At 62.1% G+C, this 21,167-nt stretch carries 20 protein-coding genes; 5 read left to right on the top strand and 15 right to left on the bottom strand.

What is annotated here, in order from left to right; all coding sequences use genetic code 11:
- Window positions 1–221: 221 nt before the first annotated feature.
- The 4 genes from prpD to DOM56_RS19555 are packed head-to-tail and all read right to left on the bottom strand — an operon-like array spanning window position 222 to window position 4,536.
- Entirely contained in the window at window positions 222–1,706 is a 1,485-nt protein-coding gene (gene prpD, locus DOM56_RS19570) for a 2-methylcitrate dehydratase (protein WP_110710605.1), read from the bottom strand.
- Window positions 1,707–1,757: 51 nt separating this feature from the next.
- The gene (gene prpC, locus DOM56_RS19565; protein ID WP_110710604.1) at window positions 1,758–2,882 is read right to left on the bottom strand and encodes a 2-methylcitrate synthase; all 1,125 of its coding nucleotides are present in this window, start codon (window positions 2,880–2,882) and stop codon (window positions 1,758–1,760) included.
- Between the two features lie 17 nt (window positions 2,883–2,899).
- Window positions 2,900–3,793 carry a methylisocitrate lyase gene (prpB, locus tag DOM56_RS19560; protein WP_110710603.1) on the bottom strand — a complete coding sequence of 298 codons (894 nt, stop codon included), beginning with the start codon at window positions 3,791–3,793 and terminating at the stop codon, window positions 2,900–2,902.
- The gene (locus tag DOM56_RS19555) at window positions 3,790–4,536 is read right to left on the bottom strand and encodes a GntR family transcriptional regulator (RefSeq protein WP_110710602.1); all 747 of its coding nucleotides are present in this window, start codon (window positions 4,534–4,536) and stop codon (window positions 3,790–3,792) included. Before DOM56_RS19555 ends, prpB begins: the two co-directional genes overlap by 4 nt.
- 337 nt (window positions 4,537–4,873) lie before the next feature.
- Here DOM56_RS19555 and pabB point away from each other — a divergent pair, with 337 nt between their 5' ends.
- The 4 genes from pabB to DOM56_RS19535 all read left to right on the top strand — a co-directional run bounded on the left by pabB (window position 4,874) and on the right by DOM56_RS19535 (window position 8,999).
- Window positions 4,874–6,301, top strand: coding sequence for an aminodeoxychorismate synthase component I (gene pabB, locus DOM56_RS19550; protein ID WP_110710615.1), 1,428 nt, complete (start codon window positions 4,874–4,876; stop codon window positions 6,299–6,301).
- Window positions 6,302–6,352: 51 nt separating this feature from the next.
- On the top strand, window positions 6,353–7,432 hold the full coding sequence (locus tag DOM56_RS19545; protein WP_232822373.1) for an iron ABC transporter permease: 1,080 nt from the start codon (window positions 6,353–6,355) through the stop codon (window positions 7,430–7,432).
- Window positions 7,429–8,211 (top strand): ABC transporter ATP-binding protein, encoded by a 783-nt coding sequence (locus DOM56_RS19540; protein ID WP_110710601.1) that lies wholly within the window; start codon window positions 7,429–7,431, stop codon window positions 8,209–8,211. The genes DOM56_RS19545 and DOM56_RS19540 overlap by 4 nt, the downstream gene beginning before the upstream one ends.
- 167 nt (window positions 8,212–8,378) lie before the next feature.
- The gene (locus DOM56_RS19535) at window positions 8,379–8,999 is read left to right on the top strand and encodes a phosphoadenosine phosphosulfate reductase family protein (protein WP_110710600.1); all 621 of its coding nucleotides are present in this window, start codon (window positions 8,379–8,381) and stop codon (window positions 8,997–8,999) included.
- Window positions 9,000–9,081: 82 nt separating this feature from the next.
- Here DOM56_RS19535 and cysB read toward each other — a convergent pair whose 3' ends face one another.
- Window positions 9,082–10,050 carry an HTH-type transcriptional regulator CysB gene (gene cysB / locus DOM56_RS19530; protein WP_110602433.1) on the bottom strand — a complete coding sequence of 323 codons (969 nt, stop codon included), beginning with the start codon at window positions 10,048–10,050 and terminating at the stop codon, window positions 9,082–9,084.
- Window positions 10,051–10,292: 242 nt separating this feature from the next.
- Here cysB and trxA point away from each other — a divergent pair, with 242 nt between their 5' ends.
- A complete protein-coding gene (trxA, locus tag DOM56_RS19525; RefSeq protein ID WP_110602432.1) occupies window positions 10,293–10,616 on the top strand; it encodes a thioredoxin in 324 nt (107 codons plus the stop codon).
- Window positions 10,617–10,710: 94 nt separating this feature from the next.
- Here the strand turns inward: trxA and DOM56_RS19520 are convergent, their stop codons facing one another.
- The 10 genes from DOM56_RS19520 to DOM56_RS19475 form a co-directional block, all read right to left on the bottom strand.
- Window positions 10,711–11,817, bottom strand: a complete 1,107-nt coding sequence (locus tag DOM56_RS19520) for an AI-2E family transporter (RefSeq protein WP_110602431.1) — start codon at window positions 11,815–11,817, stop codon at window positions 10,711–10,713.
- Window positions 11,818–12,003: 186 nt separating this feature from the next.
- Complete coding sequence (gene pstB, locus DOM56_RS19515) at window positions 12,004–12,828, bottom strand: phosphate ABC transporter ATP-binding protein PstB (protein WP_110602429.1); 825 nt, start codon at window positions 12,826–12,828, stop codon at window positions 12,004–12,006.
- Window positions 12,829–12,848: 20 nt separating this feature from the next.
- A complete protein-coding gene (gene pstA, locus DOM56_RS19510) occupies window positions 12,849–13,700 on the bottom strand; it encodes a phosphate ABC transporter permease PstA (protein ID WP_110602428.1) in 852 nt (283 codons plus the stop codon).
- 17 nt (window positions 13,701–13,717) lie between these two features.
- Window positions 13,718–14,656 (bottom strand): phosphate ABC transporter permease subunit PstC, encoded by a 939-nt coding sequence (pstC, locus tag DOM56_RS19505; protein ID WP_110602426.1) that lies wholly within the window; start codon window positions 14,654–14,656, stop codon window positions 13,718–13,720.
- Between the two features lie 105 nt (window positions 14,657–14,761).
- Window positions 14,762–15,805: a phosphate ABC transporter substrate-binding protein PstS gene (gene pstS, locus DOM56_RS19500; RefSeq protein ID WP_110710599.1), complete on the bottom strand. Its 1,044-nt coding sequence runs from the start codon at window positions 15,803–15,805 to the stop codon at window positions 14,762–14,764.
- A gap of 326 nt (window positions 15,806–16,131) precedes the next feature.
- Window positions 16,132–17,346 carry a Bcr/CflA family multidrug efflux MFS transporter gene (locus DOM56_RS19495; protein ID WP_110710598.1) on the bottom strand — a complete coding sequence of 405 codons (1,215 nt, stop codon included), beginning with the start codon at window positions 17,344–17,346 and terminating at the stop codon, window positions 16,132–16,134.
- A 269-nt stretch (window positions 17,347–17,615) separates the two neighbouring features.
- Entirely contained in the window at window positions 17,616–18,122 is a 507-nt protein-coding gene (locus DOM56_RS19490) for an STAS domain-containing protein (protein ID WP_110710597.1), read from the bottom strand.
- Window positions 18,115–19,266 carry a response regulator gene (locus tag DOM56_RS19485; RefSeq protein ID WP_232822372.1) on the bottom strand — a complete coding sequence of 384 codons (1,152 nt, stop codon included), beginning with the start codon at window positions 19,264–19,266 and terminating at the stop codon, window positions 18,115–18,117. The genes DOM56_RS19490 and DOM56_RS19485 overlap by 8 nt, the downstream gene beginning before the upstream one ends.
- 4 nt (window positions 19,267–19,270) lie before the next feature.
- Window positions 19,271–20,017: a VacJ family lipoprotein gene (locus DOM56_RS19480; RefSeq protein WP_110602420.1), complete on the bottom strand. Its 747-nt coding sequence runs from the start codon at window positions 20,015–20,017 to the stop codon at window positions 19,271–19,273.
- Complete coding sequence (locus DOM56_RS19475; RefSeq protein ID WP_110710596.1) at window positions 20,017–21,147, bottom strand: beta-ketoacyl-ACP synthase III; 1,131 nt, start codon at window positions 21,145–21,147, stop codon at window positions 20,017–20,019. Before DOM56_RS19475 ends, DOM56_RS19480 begins: the two co-directional genes overlap by 1 nt.
- Window positions 21,148–21,167: the final 20 nt, after the last annotated feature.

Genomic DNA, 21,167 nt, shown 5'->3' with positions numbered 1-21,167 from the left:
AGAAGCGGGAGCATTCTGCCTGCTTCCCTGCCTCGCGTCAACCGATTATTTCAATCAAATCAACTGCTTGGCGTTCTTCTTTACCGCCTCCGAAAACCTCTCTCGGCGGCAGCGGATGCGTACTTTACGATTCTCCGCGGCACTTGGCAAGCGTCGGGAAACAAAAATCCCAAAATTTCGACTGCGCGTCATCAAACCGTCACCCACCCATGCATCTGTCTCTAGATCACCCAGAGATCCAGGAACGCATCCACCGGCGTCGAGTCGAACCTTTCTCCGTCTTCGTACAGCTCAAAGATCTGCTCACAGCGCCGCACCGGAAAACGGGTTGCCAGATTGTGGCGAAGCTTTTCCTTGAGCTGCGGGATTCCCTCTTCCCGACGCCGCCGATGTCCCAGGGGATACTCCACCTCCACAAGCTCGGTGCAGGTTCCATCGTTGAAGAAGACCTGAACCGCGTTGGCAATGGAGCGCTTGTCCGCTTGATGATACTCGCGGCTATACCGCTCGTCTTCGACGACCTCCATCTTGTCGCGCAGGAGATCGATGATCGGATGCGCAAGATGAAAATCGTCCTCGTAGTGCTCGGCGATCAGATTACCGAACGCCAGCGGCACCGCGATCATGTACTGCAGACAGTGGTCACGATCGGCCGGATTGGCGAGCTCGCCTACCTTGGAGATGATCCGGATGGCAGACTCATGGGTGGTGACGACGATACGCTCGATCTCATCGAGACGATCACGCACCTGCGGGTGCAGCGTCACCGCAGCCTCGGCCGCTGTCTGGGCGTGGAACTCCGCCGGAAAGCTGATCTTGAACAGCACGTTCTCCATGACGTAGCTGCCATAAGCCTGCGACACGCGGAATCTCCGCTCCGCCTCCGGCTTGATCCGTTGATCCTTGTTGGTCTTGCTGAAAGCGACGTCGTAGAAGCCCCATTGCGGCGCAGTGAGCACGCCGGGGATGCCCATCTCACCCCGCAGGGCGATGTCGGCCAGCCTTACCGCCCGGGAGGTCGCGTCTCCTGCCGCCCAGCTCTTGCGCGATCCGGCGTTGGGGGCATGGCGGTAGGTGCGGAGGCTCTGTCCGTCGACGAACGCATGCGACAGTGCCGAAAGCAGCTGCTCACGATTGGCGCCCATCAACTTTGCCACGACGGCGGTCGATGCCACCTTCACCAGGATGACGTGATCGAGCCCTACTCGGTTGAACGAGTTCTCCAGTGCCAGGACACCCTGTATCTCATGGGCCATGATCATCGCTTCGAGCACGTGGCGCAGGGTCAGCGGCGTCTCGCCCTTCGCCACGTGCTGCTGAGAGAGATGGTCGGCAACTGCCAGGATGCCGCCCAGATTGTCCGACGGGTGGCCCCATTCCGCTGCCAGCCAGGTATCGTTGTAGTCCAGCCACCGAATGATGCAGCCGATATCCCAAGCCGCTTTCACCGGGTCGAGCCGAAGCTGGGTGCCGGGCACACGAGCCCCGTTGGGAACGACGGTCCCCTCCACCAACGGCCCAAGATGCTTGGTGCACTCCGGGAAGCGCAATGCCAGCAATCCGCAACCGAGCGTATCCATTAGGCAATGCCGGGCCGTCTCCAGCGCCTCCCGACTGTCGACTCGATAATCGAGCACATAATCCGCGATGGTTTGAAGCTCCGGATCGTAGTCAGGGCGCTGGTTGAAATCGACGTTGGCACTCATGGGGTTTCCTTGGATTGTCGTTGATCAATAGAGCATGGCTCGAAGCCGCGGTTACCGGCGCTGCTCGATCGGCACCCAGTCGCGTCTTTCCGGGCCGACGTAATCGGCACTGGGCCGGATGATGCGGTTGTTGGCGCGCTGTTCGAAGATGTGCCCGCACCACCCGGTCAACCGCGAACAGACGAAGATAGGCGTGAACAGCTTCGTCGGAATGCCCATGAAGTGGTAAGCGCTGGCATGATAGAAGTCGGCGTTGGGGAACAGTTTCTTCTCTCTTTTCATGACTGCCTCGACACGCTCGGATACGTCATAGAGATGCGTATCGCCCACGTCGTCCGCCAACCGTTTCGCCCACTGCTGGATGATCGCGCTGCGCGGGTCGGACTCGCGATAGATGGCATGACCGAAACCCATGACCTTTTCCTTGCGCGCAAGCATCTCGAGCAGGCGCCGCTCCGCTTCGTCCGGCGTCGACCAGCGGCTGATCATCTCCATGGCCGCTTCGTTGGCCCCACCATGCAGCGGCCCTCGCAGTGACCCGATCGCACCGGTAACGCAGCTGTGCAGATCGGAGAGCGTGGAGGCACAGACCCGTGCCGTGAACGTCGAGGCGTTGAACTCATGCTCGGCGTAGAGAATCAGCGAGACATTCATCACCCTGGCATGCAGGTCCGAAGCCGGCTTGCCGTGCAGCAGATGCAGAAAATGACCGCCGACGGAGACATCGTCCGTCTCGGTCTCGATGCGTTCGCCATGATGGGAGTAGCGATACCAGTAGTTGAGCATCGACGGCATGACGGCCAGCAGTCGATCGGCGTGGCGCTGCTGATCCTCCATGCGCTGCTCGGTCTCCAGGTTACCCAGCATCGAAGTGCCGGTGCGCAATACATCCATCGGATGGGCATCCGACGGGATCTGCTCCAGCACTCTCTTCAAGGGCTCTGGCAGCGAGCGGGAATGCTGGAGCAAGGCGATGTAGTCGTCCAACCGCGACTGGTTGGGCAGCGCGCCCTTCAGCAGTAGATAGGCGACCTCCTCGAAACGCGCGTTTTCCGCCAACGTCTGGATGTCGTAGCCGCGATAGGTCAGCCCCGAGCCGCTCTTTCCGACCGTGCACAGTTCGGTGGTGCCCGCGCTCTGGCCCCGCAAGCCGGTGCTCTTCGTCATCTCTGCCATGAAAGCCTCCTTGTCTATTACTCGCCTCGATCGCTTTCCTTGGCGAAGAGCGCATCGAGTTTGCGTTCATAGGCGTGATAGTCGAGAAACGCGTAGAGTTCGTCCCTTGTCTGCATCAGCTCCACGACGTCCCGCTGGTGTCCCTTGGCATGGATGTCCCGATAGACTGCCAATGCAGCCGCATTCATCGCGCGAAACGCGGATAGCGGATAGAGCACCATCTGGCAGCCGACCTCCGCCAGCTCCTGCTGGGTGAACAGCGGCGTGGCCCCGAACTCGGTGATATTGGCCAGGATGGGTGCGTCGACGCCCTCGCAGAACGCCCGATAGTCATCCAGGGTATGGACCGCCTCGGCAAAAATGGCGTCGGCGCCCGCCTCGACACAGGCATTGGCCCGCTCCACGGCGGCGGCAAGGCCCTCTTTCTGGAAGGCATCGGTGCGCGCAACCAGGTAGAAATCCGCATCGTGTCGAGCATCGACGGCGGCCTTGACACGGTCGACCATCTCCGCCTGCGAAACGATCTCCTTGTTGGGGCGGTGCCCGCAGCGTTTCTGCGCCACCTGATCCTCGAGATGAACGGCTGCCACGCCAGCCCGCTCCATTTCTCGAATCGTGCGGGCGATATTGAGAGCCCCGCCCCAACCGGTGTCGATATCCACCAGCAGAGGCAACTCGGAGGCCGCCGTGATGCGACGAGCGTCTTCGACCACGTCATTGAGCGTGGTCATGCCCAGATCCGGTAAACCATGGGAGGCATTGGCGACACCGCCACCGGAGAGGTAGAGGGCGTGGTGACCCACCGCCTGGGCCATCATCGCGCTGTAGGCATTGATGGCACCGACGATGGGTAGCGGATGATGGGCGGCCAATGCCTTCCGAAAGCGTGCACCAGGGGTCAGCGACGTCATGATTCGATCCTTGAGGTATGAGAAGAAGGGGCCGGTTCTTCCACCAGCGTTTGCGCGTAGTGGGCGGCGACGTTTTCGCGGGAAGCGCTGACGTGGCGACGCATCAGCAGCTCGGCGAGCTCGGCGTCACCCGCCTCGATCGCATCGACGATGCGATGATGCTCGACGAAGGCGCGTTGCGGCCGGGAACCCTTGGCGCTGAACTGCGTCCGATAGAGCCGCACCAGGTAATAAAGGTCATCGCACAGCAGCGTCATCAGCATGCGATTGTGGCTGCCCTGCACGATGCGGTAATGAAAGTCGAGATCGCCTTCGCGCTGGTAGTAGGCCTCGCCACTGGCCAGGTCCTCCTGCCGCTCATGAAAGGCGAGAACGCTGCGCAGGCCCGCGATCTCCTCGGCAGTCATCGACGTCGCCGCCAGTCGCGCGGCCATGCTCTCCAGCGCCTCGCGCACGTCGAACAGCTCCAGCAACTCATCCATCGAAAGCTTGACGACCCGCGCGCCGACGTGCGGCACGCGCTCGATCAGCCGATAGGTTTCCAGCCGCCGCATGGCTTCCCGCAAGGGCCCGCGGGAGATACCGTAGTGAGCGGAGAGCTCCGGCTCCGTGATACGGGTGCCAGGAGGCAGCTCGCCGCGGACGATCGCGCGCTGGAGCTGATGAAACACCCGCTCGGCCAGGGTGCGAACCGCTGGCAGCTCGGTGTCGATCTGATGATTATCGGTAGGGAATTGGGACATTAAGTTGTTAACAATGAAAGGGCTTACGCCTATAATAGGTGCCACTTTTCCTCCCGGCAACGTAATAATCGTGCAATATATGGCACTTTAGTCGGACCCTAGGAAACAGAATCCCTAAAATTGTCGACAATCAATGGTTTCTACCTAGGATCTACCGACGCTGGTCGGTCCCCCTCCCCTCCTTGCCGATGTCGAATCGCAGCCGTTAGCTGGGCGCGCAAAGCCCTCGCTCATCACCGAGACTCTCGATAAACTTGCCGGCCGGCATTTGCTGCCGATAACCCGAGATGCGGCTGCCGATGCCGAGTCGCCGTTCATTCGTCAGGAAAAGGTGTTCATGGCTGGCGCGAGACCCTGGCTCGAGATAGCCGATTTCCCCTACACCCCCGACCCGGGCCCGCTCTTCGAGCGCCTGCATCGCCGTCCTGGCGCCGTGCTGCTGGACAGCGGCCGTCCCGACGCTCCGGGTGGCCGCTTCGACATTCTCAGCAGTGACCCGTTGGCGACGCTGACCATCGATGAAGGCCAAGTACGATGTGAGCCATCGATACGCCTGCCGGACGAGCCGTTCGCGGCTCAACGAGCCCTGCTGGATCACGCCGAAGCCGAATGGCTACCCCATCTGCCGGCCGACCTCGCTGCCAGAACTGCCCCCCTGCCCTTTCTCGGTGGACTGATCGGTCACTGGAGCTATTCCCTGGCTTCCGCGCGCGATCCGAGCGGCCACTCCTCACCGCGCGTCGACTCTCGCCCGGGGCCAAAGCTGCCTTCGGCCAGGCTCGGACTCTACGACTGGGCGCTGATCCAGGATCATGAAGCGCAGCGTAGCTGGCTGGTCGCGACCGCCGAACGCCGCCAGCAGGTAATGCGTTGGCTGCACGAGGCCGCGACGCCGAGCCAGCCGGACTTCGCCCTGACCGGCCCATTCGTCGGCGATATCGATCGCGCCGGCTATGCCAGACGCTTTCAGCGCGTCATCGACTATCTGCACGCCGGCGACTGCTATCAGATCAATCTGGCGCAGCGCTTCACCGCCCGCTTCGAGGGCAGCACCTGGAAGGCGTATCGCCGCCTTCGCCGCGCCACGCCCACGCCCTACGGCGGCTACCTCGCCTGGGACGACAAGGCCATTCTCTCGCTGTCGCCCGAGCGATTCATCGGCGTCGTCGACGGTCAGGTCGAGACTCGGCCGATCAAGGGGACTCGACCCCGCGGCTCGACCCCCGACGAGGACCGGCAGCTGGCAGAGGAACTCCAGCAGAGCGCCAAGGATCGTGCCGAGAACGTCATGATCGTCGATCTGCTGCGCAACGATCTGGGCCGCGTCTGCCGCCCCGGCAGCGTCAAGGTCCCGCAACTCTGCAGCCTGGAGAGCTACGCCAATGTCCATCATCTGGTCAGCGTGGTTTGCGGTGAACTGGCAAGCCCTGCACAACCGCTGGATCTGCTGGCTGCCGCTTTCCCCGGCGGCTCGATCACCGGCGCCCCCAAGCGTCGCGCGATGCAGATCATCGACGAACTCGAGCCCAGCCAGCGTAGCGTCTACTGCGGCAGCCTGGGCTATCTCGACCGACGTGGCCATCTGGATACCTCGATCGCGATACGCACCGTCGTCGCCGACGGCGATACCCTGCACATCTGGGGCGGCGGTGGACTGGTCGCGGATTCGGACGAAGAAGCCGAATACCGGGAGACCCTCGCCAAGATCGGGAGGCTGATGCAGGCGCTGACGGATCGCCCCCAGGCCGAGAACGATTCCCAATAGCATTCCATTGGTTTACGCTGCCCGACGCCATCTTCCAACAACGAAGCCACCTTGAAAGCCACGACGATCTCGCCCCGCGCCAGTGCACCGCAGACCACGGTCGATCGCTACCTCTCCCGCCGGCGTCGTCAGCACTGGCTGATCGCGCTGACCGCGATGGCCACGTTGACGTCGCTACTGATCGACATCGGCACCGGGCCAGGCGCCTACCCGCTACTCGACGTAGTGAAGACCCTGGCGATGCCGTCGCAGGCTTCCCGCGTGCTGCAGGTGGTGGTCTGGGAGATCCGGCTGCCGGTCGCGACGATGGCCATCGTCGTCGGCGCCAGTCTTGCCGTCGCAGGCGCGGAAATGCAGACGCTGCTCAACAATCCTCTCGCCGATCCCTTCACGCTGGGGATTTCTTCCGCGGCCAGCTTTGGCGCGGCGCTTGCCATCGTGCTGGGTTTCGGCGTCCTGCCCGTCGCCGGCACCCTGCTGCTGACCGCCAATGCCTTCGCCCTGACCATGCTCGCGTCGCTGATGATCTGGGCGCTGAGCCGGCTGAAGGGGGTCAGCGTGCAGACGATGGTGCTGATGGGGATCGCGATCATGTTCTTCTTCAACGCCTTGCTGGGGATGCTTCAGTACGTCGCCTCCGCCGAGTCGCTGCAGCAACTCGTGTTCTGGTCGCTGGGCAGCTTGAACAAGGCAAGCTGGGGGAAAGTCGCCCTGGCCGCCCTGGCCCTGCTCGCCACCATGCCGATCTTCATTCGGGCCAGATGGCAGTTGACGGCCCTGCGCCTGGGAGAAACCCAGGCCAAGTCCATGGGGATCGACGTCGGCCGGCTGCGTTTGCGCATGTTGCTCTGCTGCGCGCTGCTGTCGGCGACGGCGGTCGCGTTCGTGGGGACCATCGGGTTCGTCGGGCTGGTCGGCCCGCATATCGCCCGGCTGCTGGTGGGCGAGGATCAACGCGTCTTCCTGCCGATGTCAGCGCTGACTGGCGCACTGATCCTCTCGGTGACCTCGATTCTCTCGAAGACGCTCATCCCCGGCATCCTGCTACCGATCGGCATCCTGACCGCGCTGATCGGCTTGCCGTTCTTCGTTTCGCTGATCCTGCGCTCGCGCAAGGAGAACTGGCGATGAGCCTGCAAATCGAGCGACTCGACTGTTCACTGGGGAAACAGCGGATACTGCACGACCTCTCCGGCCTGACCGCAAGGCCGGGCGAGATAACGGCGCTGATCGGACCCAACGGCGCGGGGAAGTCGACGCTGCTAAAGGCGATCGCCGGCATCGAGAGTGCCAGCGGCCACATCCTCCTGGCCGGAGAGCGGCTCGATTCACTGTCGCTCGAGCAGCGCAGCCGGCGACTCTATTACCTTCCTCAGGACACCAGCACCCAGGCGGCCCTGAGCGTCTTCGAGGCTGTCCTGCTGGCGCGTCGAACCCAGGTGGCAGAGCCTGCCGCCACGGCGCTCTCGGCCGTCGAGCGCGCGCTGAAATCACTGGAACTCGAACCGCTCGCCGAGCGCGAACTGGTCGCACTGTCGGGTGGCCAGCGTCAGCGCGTCGCCATCGCCCAGGCCATCGTGCGGCGTCCGGCACTGCTGATGCTCGATGAACCGACCAGCGCCTTGGACCTCCATCATCAACTGCAGGTGCTCGATTACCTTCAGCGGTTGGCGCGCCGCGAAGCGATGACCGTCATTCTGGCCATCCACGACCTGAACCTGGCCGCCCGCTTCTCCGACCATCTTTGGGTCATCAAGGCGGGACGGCAAGTCGCCAGCGGAACGCCGGGGGAGGTATTGACGCCAGCTCGGCTGCGGGCGGTCTACGCCATCGACGCTCACGTCGAGTGGCCGCCGGACGCGCCGCCACGCATCACGCCTCTCTCGGCGCTGCGCTCGCTCGGCGCTTAATAATCAGAAGATCGGTTCGCATCGACATGTAGATAATTTGGTTATATATAAACCTAACCAAACGGTATTGGTCGGCGCCTCGAGGGGGTTGGTAGAGTGGCAGCCATCCTACATATCCCCGCTGCGCTTCGTCGGCAACTCAGGCGAGCCCTCCAAAGGAGTCACCCATGGCGTTCGACCTCGATGCTCTCAATCGTGAAATCGGCCACGATCCTCTGGCCCTCACCGAGTTTGCACTGGGCCTGGATCAGAAGGCGATCTGCACCACCAATTTCCGTCCGTTCGAGGCCGTGATCCTGCATCTGGTCACCCGCGTTCGTCCCGACATTCCCGTCGTCTGGATGGACAGCGGCTACAACACGCCCGCGACCTACCGCTTCGCCGAGGAGCTGACCAGGCGGCTCGATCTCAACCTGACCATTTACCACCCACACCGTTCGCGGGCCCATCGGGAGTCCGTGGAGGGGCCAACCCCGGAAATCGGCGACCCACGGCATGCAGCGTTCACGGAAGAGGTCAAGCTGGAACCATTTCGACGGGCGCTGGCCGAAACGGCGCCGGATGTCTGGTTCACGGCGCTAAGGGCCGAGGACACCCCGGAGCGCTCGCGCATGCAGCCGCTGTCGCGCAATGCCGATGGCCTGCTGAAAGTGGCGCCCGTCCTACATTGGACTGCCAAGCAGATGTACCAGTACCTGCAACAGCATGATCTGCCCAACAACTTCGACTACTTCGACCCGACCAAGGTCGAGGACAAGCGCGAGTGCGGGCTGCACCTGCAGCACTGATTGAGCAGGTACATAGTGCAGAGCGCCCCGCCATCGGCGGGGCGCTCTGCGTTCGGTCAGGCTGAAACAGGGGAAGTGCCCCTCAAAGTACGGGCAGTTGAATTCCCTTGAACAGTTCGGCCTCGTGCCTCGGGCCCGCTGCCAGCGCTCGCTCGACGGTCTCTCGATCCAGGTGGGGGGCCATGCGCTTGACGAAGTCGTACATGTAGGTCCGCATGAAGGTGCCGCGACGAATGCCGATCTTGGTGGTGGAGCTCTCGAACAGATGCGAGGCATCCACCGCCACGAGATCGCTGTCGGCCACCGGATCGACCGCCATGTGGGCGACGATGCCGATGCCGAGACCCAGCCGCACGTAGGTCTTGATCACGTCGGAGTCGGCTGCGGTAAGGACGACGTTGGGCGTCAGATCCCGGGACTTGAAGGCGTCGTCGAGCTGGGAGCGACCGGTAAAACCGAAGACATAGGTTACCAGCGGGTGCTCGGCCACCCGTTCGAGCGTCAATTCACCGCTCGCCAGAGGGTGTCCCTTGGGCACCAGAACACAGCGATTCCAGCGATAGCACGGTAGCAGCACGAGATCGTTGAACAGCTCGAGCGACTCGGTACAGATCGCGAAATCCGCCGTCCCCTCGCTCACCATCTGGGCGATCTGCTTGGGCGTTCCCTGCTGCATGTGAAGGGCGACATCCGGGTACTTCTGGCGGAATTCGCCAATCACGCTGGGCAGCACGTAACGCGCCTGCGTGTGCGTCGTGGCAATCGCCAGACTGCCGCGGCGTTCGTCGCTGTGCTCCTGAGCGACGTGCTTGATGTCATCGACCGTGCGCAGTACCTTGCCGGCCAGCTCGACGATCGCCTCCCCTGCCGGCGTGACGCGTGTCAGGTGCTTGCCGCTGCGCGCGAATATCTCCACGCCAAGCTCATCTTCCAACAGTCGAATCTGCTTGGAAATTCCAGGTTGTGACGTGAACAGGCTCTGAGCGGTTGCCGAGACATTGAGCTGATGCCGTGTCACTTCCCATACGTAGCGCAACTGTTGGAGCTTCATGAGCAACCTCGTGGCTTCCAGAATCTTCAAAACGGCATAAAAAACATGACGTAGATTACTTTACGCAATAAGTCGCGGGGCGTGAAGGCGCTGGAGCTACGATTATTGGGTATGAAAAAAAGATGTTTAATAACCTGGCGCTATCGTTCCGATAAAGCCAGGGATTTGCCAGCACCCCGCGCAAGGGCTAACATCGCCCCCATAAGCTCGAGAAGAGCGCAATGTCTCCAGGAGTTAACGTCATGTCCAACAACGTCGATGTCACCACCGCCAATTTCGAGCAGGAGGTGTTGAATGCGGACAAGCCGGTGCTGCTCAAGTTCTGGGCACCCTGGTGCGGTCCCTGCAAGATGATGGCGCCCGTGGTCGATGAAGTCGCCGACGAGAAAGCGGATGACATCAAGGTCGTCAGCGTCAACGTCGACGACGCCCCGGAGATCGCCTCCGAACATGGCGTTCGTGGCGTTCCCACCGTCATGCTGTTCAAGTCTGGCGCCAAAGTGGCGTCACTGGTCGGCGCCCAGTCCAAGTCCCAGCTAACGCAGTTTCTCGAACAGAACGGCTGAGCCTCGTCAGATATCGACAAGCCGCGCTCTCGAGAGCGCGGTTTTTTTGTGCCTGCAGACGATCGGCCGCGTCGACTCGGAGACCCCCCGAGCGCTATTCGACCTCCTCCTCCAGATCGTCCAACGCTTCCTGAACCTTGCGCTGATGGCGGCGACGGCGCTCCGAGGGGCTGAGCATCTTCGCGATCCAGCGCGTCTCGGGATGGCTGTCGAGGGCAATCTTGAGGGTCATTGTCAGGGGCACCGACAGCAGCATTCCCACCGGCCCCAGGATCCAGCCCCAGACCACCAGCGACAGGAACGCGACCAATGTCGAGAGCCCCATCGTCCGCCCCATGACCCGTGGCTCGATGATATTGCCCAGCACGAAGTTGATGGTCAGGTAGGCACCCGCCAGCGTCATCGCCTTCACGACTCCCCCATCCGGCATCGCCAGTGTCAGCAATACCGGGGGTATCGCGGCCAATACCGAACCGATGTTGGGGATGTAGTTGAGTATGAAGGCCAACGCCCCCCAGAGCAGCGCGAACTCGACACCGACGAGCCAAGCCGAGATAGTGACCAGCAGGCCGGTGATCAGGCTGATCGCCGTCTTCACGGCCATATACCGCTTGAGGTTGTAGCTGAACTCGGTGAAGCGCTCCAGGCTCGGCCCCGGATTGGTCAGCGCCCTGGCCACCTTCTGACGGAAATCCAGCGTCTCGAAAAGCATGAAATTGACCATCAGCAGGATGACCAGACTCTGGGACAGCACCAGACCGAGACCACTGATGAACCCGGATAGCCAGCTTTGGTCTCCGGAGTCGTCGACCATGTTGGACAACTGCTGCGGGGAGACCGAAAGGCCCTGATTCGCCAGCCACTCCAGCAGATTCAGATAATGGCCCTCCAGCTGCTTCTGCATCTCGGGCCAGCTATCCATGAACATCGTGAAGCTGTTGCCCAGCAAGGTGCCGAACAGAGCCAGTAGCCCTCCCAGTATCAACAGCGTGATCAGGACCGCCGCATAGGAGTTGACGCCACGCCGATAGAGCCAATGGACCGGCGAGGTGCAGATCACCGCCACGAACAACGACAGCAGGATCGGGATGATGAGGCTTTCCGCGGCGCGTATCCCGGCGATGATGATCGTCAGTGATGCCAGCGTCAGCATCAGATTGAAGGGAACATTACGAAAAGCGGGTTCCTGTCCGGGCGACATATGCAAGATCCTGGTGGTCACATCCTGTGGGCCACGACATTAGCACGATCCCGCGGCGGGTACGTTGCTACGGCGCAAAGTGAGTGAAAGATAGCGGCTTACCGCGAGCCTGACGACAAGCGCCCCCGAGTCGTCGACTCGGGGGCGCCAGCTGCCTATCCCAGGCAAGATTACGACCGTCGGAGATCAACCATAGCGACCGGTGATGTAATCCTCGGTCCGGGACTCTCGCGGCTGGGTGAATATCTTGGTGGTGTCGTCACACTCGATCAGGCTCCCCAGGTACATGAACGCGGTGATATCGGATATTCGCGCCGCCTGCTGCATGTTGTGGGTGACGATGACGATCGTGTAGTCCTTCTTGAGCTCATTGATCAGATCCTCGATATACCCCGTCGAGATCGGATCCAATGCCGAGGTCGGCTCGTCGAGCAGAATCACCTCGGGCTTCACCGCGATGGTGCGCGCGATGCACAGGCGTTGCTGCTGGCCGCCCGAAAGTGCCTGACCGCTCTGCTTGAGCTTGTCCTTGACCTCGTTCCACAGTGCTGCCTTGCGCAACGCCCACTCCACTCGCTCCTCGAGATCCCGAGCGGAGAGCTTCTCGTAGAGACGAATACCGAAGGCGACGTTATCGAAGACCGACATCGGGAACGGCGTCGGTTTCTGAAACACCATGCCGACACGAGATCTCAGCAGGTTGAGATCGACCCCAGCCTCATAGATATCGTGCTCGTCGAGCAGAATCTGCCCCTCGGTACGAATCCCTTCGTAGAGATCGTGGATCCGATTGAAGCAACGGATCAACGTGGATTTGCCACACCCCGACGGGCCGATGAACGCCGTCACCTGGCGTTCGGGAATTTCCATTGTGACATTCTTGATCGCCTGGAACTTCCCATAAAAGAGATTCAGATCGTTGACGCGCAGCTTGGTGGCGATCTGCGGGGCGGCAGCCGCTTCAGCGGCGCCGGCGTTGCGCTTCTGGTCGAGATGAATATCGGCTGTCATGGCAGTCTCGCAGCTAGAAATCAGGATCGCTGGCGCGAGAAGTAGCGCGCCGCAATGTTCAGAATCAGAATGGCAGCGGTCAGGATCAAGGCCCCGCCCCAGGCCAACGCGACCAGATCGGGAATGAAGGCGTTGATGGTCATGTTCTGATAGATGGTCATCGGCAGGTTGGCCATTTCACTGCCCAGGTCGAAGAAGTTCCACTGATTGGAGTTCAGCGACGTGAACAGCAGCGGTGCCGTCTCGCCGCTGATCCGCGCGAACCCAAGGAGAATCCCGGTCATGATCCCCGCGCGAGCGCCGCTGTAACAGACTCGGACGATGATCCACCAGCGATGGGCCCCAAGCGCGGCAGCAGCTTCCCGCAGCGAGTTGGGTATCAACCGTAGCATGTCCTCTGTCGAACGAATGACCACCGGCACGATGATGACTGTCAACGCCAGCACGCCGGCCCAGCCGGAGAAGTTGCCCATCGGGACCACCACTACGGCATAGATGAACAGGCCGATGATGATCGAGGGTGCCGACAGCAGGATATCGTTGATGAAACGAATCACCTTGGCCATCAAGCCCTTGCCGCTGTACTCCGCCAGCCAGGTACCGGCGGCCACGCCGATGACGGTGCCGATCACCGTTGCCGCGCAGGTCATGAGGAAGGTTCCCCAGATCGCGTTGCCCAGCCCCCCGCCGTTCATGCGGGTACGCTCGACGAACGTCGACGGAGAGATCGCCCCGATCCCCTTGGTGACCAGCGTGAAGAGAATCGCGAAAAGAAAGACGAAGCCGATCACCGTCGCCAGTTGGCAGAGCACCATCACCAGCTGGTTGAGGCGTTTGCGGCGCCGGTAGAGCGGCGTTTGATTGGTATCCATAGACTCTCTCCTCCCGCTCAGGCGTGGCGACCGGTGCTGTTGCGCAACAGATATCGCGCGAAGGCCAGCACCGCGAAGGTGATCAGGAACAGGATCAGACCCAGCGCCAGCAGCGCCGAGCGCTGGGTTCCGTCGGATTCGGAGAACTGATTGGCAATCAGTGCCGCGATCGAGGTTCCCTGCCCGGTCAGGGTGGCGTCGAGGAACAGGTTATTGCCGATGACGAACGTCACCGCCATGGTTTCCCCCAGCGCGCGCCCCAGTCCCAGCACCACGCCGCCGACCAGCCCGCCCTTCACCGAGGGTAGGATGACCTGACGTGTCACCTCCCAGGTCGTGCAGCCCAACCCATAGGCGGATTCGCGCATGACCGCCGGGACCGTATTGATGACATCTCGTGATACGGCCGTGATGAAGGGAATGATCATCACCGCCAGAATGATGCCCGCCGTCGCCAGACCGGTGCCGGCGGGAAAGACCGAGGGGAACCAGGTGCGCAGCAGTGGCGCCAGCACCTCCATGCCCCACATGCCGTAGATAATCGAGGGAATTCCCGCCAGCAGCTCGATCAAGGTGCTCAGCGGCTGGCGCAGGAACCCCGGACACTGCTCGGTCAGGAAGATCGCGATGCCGAACGAGACCGGCACGGCGATGACGATAGCGATGAATGACGTCAGCAGCGTGCCGTAGATCGCCGGCAGTGCACCGAAGACTTCGACATTCGCCGCCCAGCGGTTTTCCGTGAAGAAGTCCAGTCCGTAGCGCTGGAGTGCGGGCCAGCTGGAGAACATCAGTGACGCGATAATCGCCCCGAGCAGAAGCAACACGGCGAAAGCGAAAGCAAACAACGTGCGCTCGAACCACACATCGATGCGCGCCTTTCGTTGCAGCCGCCTGCGAGTGGCATCGCTGAGATGCCCCAGGCTGCTGGTGGGAATCGCGTTGGTGGTGGCCATCTTCGTTCCTCGTCACTTACCACTTACCGCCCTGAGGCGGCGTCTGATGCAGCGCCGCGACGGAGGCGGTTGCCCCACCAGCCGTCGCGGTACGTCAGTCAAGAATCACTGGGTCCAGACGGCTTCGCCATTCGGGCCCTTGATCTCGCTCCAGCTGTCACGAACCATGTCGGCAACGTTATCCGGCATCGGCACGTAGTCCAGATCCTGCGCCATGTCGTTACCGTTATCGTAGGCCCAGTCGAAGAACTTGAGCGCCTGCTTGGCGGCATCCGCGTCCTGAACCTGCTTGTGCATCAGGATGAAAGAGGCGCCAGTGATCGGCCAGCTTTCGTCACCCGGCTGGTTGGTCAGCACCAGATACATGCCTGGCGCATCCTTCCAGTCGGCGTTGGCAGCCGCGGCCATGAACGAATCCATGCTGGGTGCGACGACCTTGCCCGCCTTGTTCTTCAGGTGCACCAGGCTAAGGTCGTTCTGCGCGGCGTAGGCATACTCGACGTAGCCGATCGCACCATTGGTGTTGGCGATCTGGCTGGCAACCCCGGCATTGGCCTTGGCACCGACGCCTGCCGGCCACGCGACGGACTTGCCCTCACCTACGTTGTCGGCGAAGTCCTGACTGACCTGCGACAGGTAGTGAGTGAACAGGAAGTTGGTTCCTGAGCCCTCTGCACGGTAGACCGGCGTGATCTGGGTGTCGGGCAGGTCCATCTCCGGGTTCAGCTTGGCGATGGCGTCATCGTCCCAGTTGGTGATCTTGCCCTGATAGATGTCGGCCAGCGTCGGACCATCAAGGTTGAGCGAACCGCCATCGATCCCCTCGACATGGAACGCGGCAACCACGCCACCCATGACCATCGGCCACTGCATCAGGCCATTCTTGTCCAGCTCTTCCTTGGTCATCGGGGCATCACTGGCACCGAAGGTGACCGTCTTGGCGACGATCTGCTGGATGCCGCCGCCGGAGCCAATGGCCTGATAGTTGAGACCGATGCCGGATTCGTCCTGATAGGCGTCCGCCCACTGCGAATAGACCGGGTATGGGAAGGTTGCGCCTGCGCCGGTAATGGCGTCTTGAGCCTGGACACCAGCGGCGCCCAGAACCATTGATCCGGAAATGAGCGTTGCGAAGACGTGTTTAAGCATAGCGATATCCTGTTTCCACCTTGGATGCGTGAGCGGTAACGACGTTGCGAAGGTTGCCAGCACTCTCAGCGCACACCGTACGTCAGTGCCGTGACAGTTTTATGACAGCCATGTCATGGATGAAAAAGATCATTCCGACAGCCGTTATTATCCGAATGAAAAAACCACCGACGATCTGCTGGATCCCCAGAATCGTCGATGGTTCTCGAGGTGCTGCCTGAAGCGCATGGATGACAACCTTCGCGGTACCCACCATGACAAGGTTAGATGACAATTCAATGACAAGCGTCAAAACGCGTAACGATGGCGCCGCTTCGGGTAACGGCTCAGGGAGTCGGGTCCGTGGCCGCGGCTCGATGCTTGAGCGCACGCCCAGCCAGCACCCGCACCGCGACATTGCCCAGCAGCGTGGCGCCCAGCATCGTCAGCACCGTTGGCCAGGCGCTGGCCAGCTCGAAGGCCCCGACCAGCGCCCCGGAAACGGCTCCGCAGGTAAACTGCAGACAGCCCTGCAGCGCCGTCGCCGTGGCACTCATGCGGGGAAAGTGGTCCAGCATCGAGGACATGGCATTGGGGCTGATCAGCCCCTGCATCCCCACGAAGACCACCATCAGCGGTGCAATCGTGAAGATGGAATCCAGCCCCGTTGCCACCATCACCACCAGCAGCACGCCTGCCGTCAACTGGACCCCAAGGCCCAGCAGCAGGTTCTGCTGCGGCGTGCGGGTCTTCAGCAGCCGGATATTGAGCCGGCTGGAGGAGGCCATGATCAGGATATTGGCGCCGAAGACGAAGGGATAAAGCGTGGTCGAGAGACCGTAATGCTCCATATAGAGATAGGGCGAGCCAGTGATGAACGCGAACATACCGGCAAACGACATCGATACCGCCCCGATGTAGCCCATCGCCTCCCGGTGGCGCAGCACGCTGGCGTAGTTCCCCAGAATCTGCCGCACCGAGGGTGCTCGCGGATCCCGGCCGTGCGTCTCGGGGAGATAGCGCCCCAACAGCCACAGCACGAAAGCGGCGTAGACGGCGAGAAACAGGAAGATCAACCACCAATCCGCCAGGTGCAGCAGCGCACTGCCGATGGCTGGCGCGACCAGTGGCGCCATCATCAGGATCATGACCATGGTCGACATCACCTTGGCCGCCTCCCGACCGCTGAAGCGATCGCGCACGATGGCGGCGGAGTTCACCACGCATGCGCCACCGCCCAGCGCCTGCACGAAGCGCCACCCCCACAGTGTCGCCAGCGAGCCCACCTGGGTCAGCGCCAGACTGGCGACCAGGAATACGCTCAACCCGATCATCAGCACCGGCTTGCGGCCGAAACGGTCCGACAGCGGGCCGCAGACCAGTTGCCCGAGCGCGAATCCAAGCAAAAAGACGCTCAGCGACAGCTCGGTATGGTGCACGCTGGCGCCGATCGACGACGCCAGCGCCGGCATCGCCGGCAAGTAGGCATCAATCGCCAGCGGTGCCAGCGCCGTATTGGCAGCCACCAGCAGCGCCAGCCGCCGGGCACTCAAGATCGTCACAGGTTCTCCTTCAAGATCGTCTCACGGATAGGGATCTCGATGTCCGCCGACTGCCGGCCCCGCGGTAACGCTCTCGCCCCGCCGGGCGAGACGAGCCCCGGGAATCGCAAGAGAACCTCGCGACCCGCCGGACATCCCGGGCCTTGCGATTCGGCCTCGAGACGAAGCCCCCCGTCAATGGCACGGATCGCCGGCGCGGGCGACGGACGGCCGACACCCGCGTCGCGACGCTAGTCATTCGTTACGGCCGGGTCTCGACCGAGGGTGGCTCAACCGTGCGGGGAAGCGTCGATGCGCTGCGACTCGAGCAGTTCGACGAAGGGTTGGAATTCGTGCCGATTGTGCTCGCTCATGCGCATGAGGATACGATGGGCTTCCAGGATCCGCTGCTGGATGTCGCGCTCATCGGCCTCGATATGAGGCAGCTCATCCAACTCCGCCGGCTCGGTCAATGGCGCTTCGAGCAGCGTGAAATAGCGTGCAAAACCCATGACGTCCAGCATCCGCCGAACGTCCGGGTGCTCGGCGATGATCGTGGGCGGGTCATCCAAACGCCCCTGCACGGCCATCGCCACCTTGGCCAGGAACCCCAGCGCGGTGGAGTCGACGTTGGTCGCCTCGCGCAGGTCGACCATCACCGCCCGCAACCCGGGCAGATCCGCCAGACGCTGTGCCTCGGCGTCCAACGTCGCACATAGCGTCAAGCGCACGTCGCCGCAGAGCTTGAGCACAAATACGCCCGACTCGAAGGCCGCTCTTATCCGCCCTTCAATCATGGTCGAAACCACTCAGTGTCATCATGCTGAGATCATCCGGCAGAGGATCCCCCAACGCCAACCCTTCCCTCAGATCGTCGACGCTGGTGCAGTGTGTCGTGCGGTGCTCGAGTTCCTTGAGCCGCGCGTTCAATGACCCCTCCGGCAGGCATTCCAGAATGCCGTCGGAGCAGAACCAGAGTCGGAACGACTCAGGTAACGGGCAACCATAGATGGGGTACTCGACGTCGGGAAACAACCCGACCGGGGGCCCCTCTCCCCCCAGGTATCCGCTTTGTCCCTCTGCCTGGAGAATCGGCATCGGCAACTGAGCGCCGAGCGCATAGTGCAGAAAACGGCGCTCATGGTCCAGCACGCCGGCAAATATCGTGGCGTGCTTGCCGATACCGGTCTCCAACAACTCCCGGTTGAGTTCGCCCAGCCACCGGGACGGAAACGCTTCCGGTAGCAACGTCCGCCATTGGGCCAGCCAGCGATTGCAAAGGTACTTCAGCAATACGGTGACGAAGGCGGAAGAGGCGCCGTGGCCGGCGACATCGGCAAAATAGAAGAAACTGTAGCGTTCGTCACAGCGCTGAAAATCGAGAAAATCACCCGATAGATAGAGCGAAGGCGCGAACCAGTAGTCACAACGCACGCCGAGGTGCACGACGCCCGGCGGTGGCAGCAGCTTGCGCTGCACGTGCCCGCCCGCCCGCTGGTCGTCCCGGAGCATCTCGAGATGCCGCTCGAGACGATCGTTCAACGCCTCGAGCTCGGCCCGGCTCTCGCTGTGATCGCGCGACAGCCGTTTCAGTTCCAGAGCCCGCTCGATCAAACGCCGCAGAATGTCGACATGCTTGAGCGGTTCGACCAGGTAGTCGATCAGCCCGGCATCGAGCGCCTTGTGCAGGTCGTCGTCGCGCCGGCTCTCGCTGATGACGATGGTCGGACGCCCGACGGCCAGTCGCTCCCACCCATCGTGCGTGACCGCTCGGACGTGCGCCACCACGAGATCGCAATGGGCCGGCAATGTCGAAACCGAGACGGCCGCCCGCACCACGATGTCGAGACGAGAAAGTTCTTCGATCAAGCGTTCACGGTCCGGCCCCGGCAGATCGATCAGACCGATCACGGGCAGCTCGTCCGACAGCGTATTGGACACAGGTCTACTCGGCGAAGTCGTCTTCACTATATTCGAAATCGTCACCGAACCCGCCGCTGGCGAACGGATCCTCGCCGGCCGCGCCGTTGGTGACCTCGAACTGGCGACGCTGCAGATAAGCGTCTCGGATGAAGCTGTAGCGATCCCCCTGGATCAACGTCTCCTGGTCCAGCAGGCTGGCGCGCAGATCCACGTAGCGCAGGAAGGTCAGGCCGTAACGCCACTTGTCATCTTCGACATAGGTGACCGGATAGGTGTACATGTCGACCGGCAGACCGCTGGTGTCTCGAACCGTGCTCGGCCCCAGAATCGGCAACACCAGATAGGGACCGCTTCCCACGCCCCACACGCCAAGAGTCTGGCCGAAATCTTCCTCGTTTTCGTCCAGGCCCATGCGCGTGGCGGGATCGAGCACGCCGCCCACGCCCAGCACGGTATTGACCAGAAAACGTCCGGATGCGACGCCGGCATTGCCCCACTCCCACTGGAGAACACTGTTGAAAACCGTGCGGATTTCCCCCAGGTTGGAGAAGAAGTTGCCGACACCATCCTGGACCGGATCCGGCGTGATGGTGTCATAGCCCTGCGCAATCGGCTTGAGCGCATAGCGATCGAGCGTGTCGTTGAACTGATAGACACCACGGTTGAAACCCTCCCACGGATCCTGGGGATTCGACTCTTCCCCCGTCGAGGCACAACCGCTCAACGCCGCGGCGACACAGGCGCCGCCCACCCAATGGATCGATTTCATCAACACGCATTCCCTTTACGCAGTATCACACTGCCCGCACTGTAGCCCGCACCGAAGGAACACACCACCCCCACGTCGCCGTCCTGCAGGTCGTCGCGATGCAGATGAAACGCAATGATCGATCCCGCCGAACTGGTATTGGCATAGCGGTCGAGTATCACCGGCGCTTCCGACAGCGAGGGCTCGCGGCCCAGCACACGCTGCGCGATCAGGTCGTTCATGTGACGGTTGGCCTGGTGGAGCCAGAGCTTCCTGACCGAGTCCCCGGTCAACGACTGGCTCTCCAGATGATCGAGGATCAACGAAGCGACCATCGGGCAGACCTCCTTGAAGACCTTGCGCCCTTCCTGGACGAAAAGCTTGTCCAGATCATCCCGCCCGTCGTCGGCAAGACGATTGAGAAACCCGAAGTTATTGCGAATGGCATTGGAGAACTGCGTCTTCAGCCGCGTTCCCAAGACCGTGAAGTGCTCCCGATCCTGGGCGAGATGGTCGGCTTCCAGCACGATGGCGGTACAGGCGTCACCGAAGATGAAGTGGCTGTCCCGGTCACGGAAGTTGAGATGCGCCGAGCAGATCTCGGGGTTGACCACCAGTACCCGCTCCAGGCTGCCGGCACGGATCGCGTTGGTGGCCATGTCGATGGCGAACGTCGCGCTGGAGCAGGCCACGTTCATGTCGAAGGCGTAGCCGCCCGCGCCCAGCGCCGCCTGAAGCTCGACCGCGACCGCCGGATAAGGTCGCTGCAGATTGGAGCAGGCGACGATGATCAGGTCGAGCTGATCGGCACGCACACCGGCCTCCTCCAGCGCCTGGCGAGCCGCGGCCACGCCCATCTCCGCCTGGACCGACAGCGCATCGTTGGCGCGCTGTGGAATGCGCGGTCGCATGCGCTCCGGATCCAGAATCCCCCCGGCTTCCATCACGTAACGGCTCTCGATACCCGAGGCCTTGAGGATGAAGGCTTCGCTGGAGTGCGCCAGCGGCTCGCGCTCTCCCTGCTCGATCGCCGCCGCGTGACGCAGATTCTCGGCATCGACCCAGCGATTGAAGCTGGCGACCAGTTCGGCGTTATCGATCGAATCCGGCGGCGTGAACAGGCCCGTCGCGGTAATCACGGCTTGCGTCATCGGCTATTACCTCCCGCGGC

Origin of the sequence: Salinicola sp. CR57 (genome assembly GCF_003206585.1) — a bacterium.
GTDB classification, from domain to species: Bacteria; Pseudomonadota; Gammaproteobacteria; order Pseudomonadales; family Halomonadaceae; genus Salinicola; species Salinicola lusitanus.
Note: the sequence above shows the minus strand (reverse complement) of the source record. Positions and strands in the feature narration are given on the sequence as shown.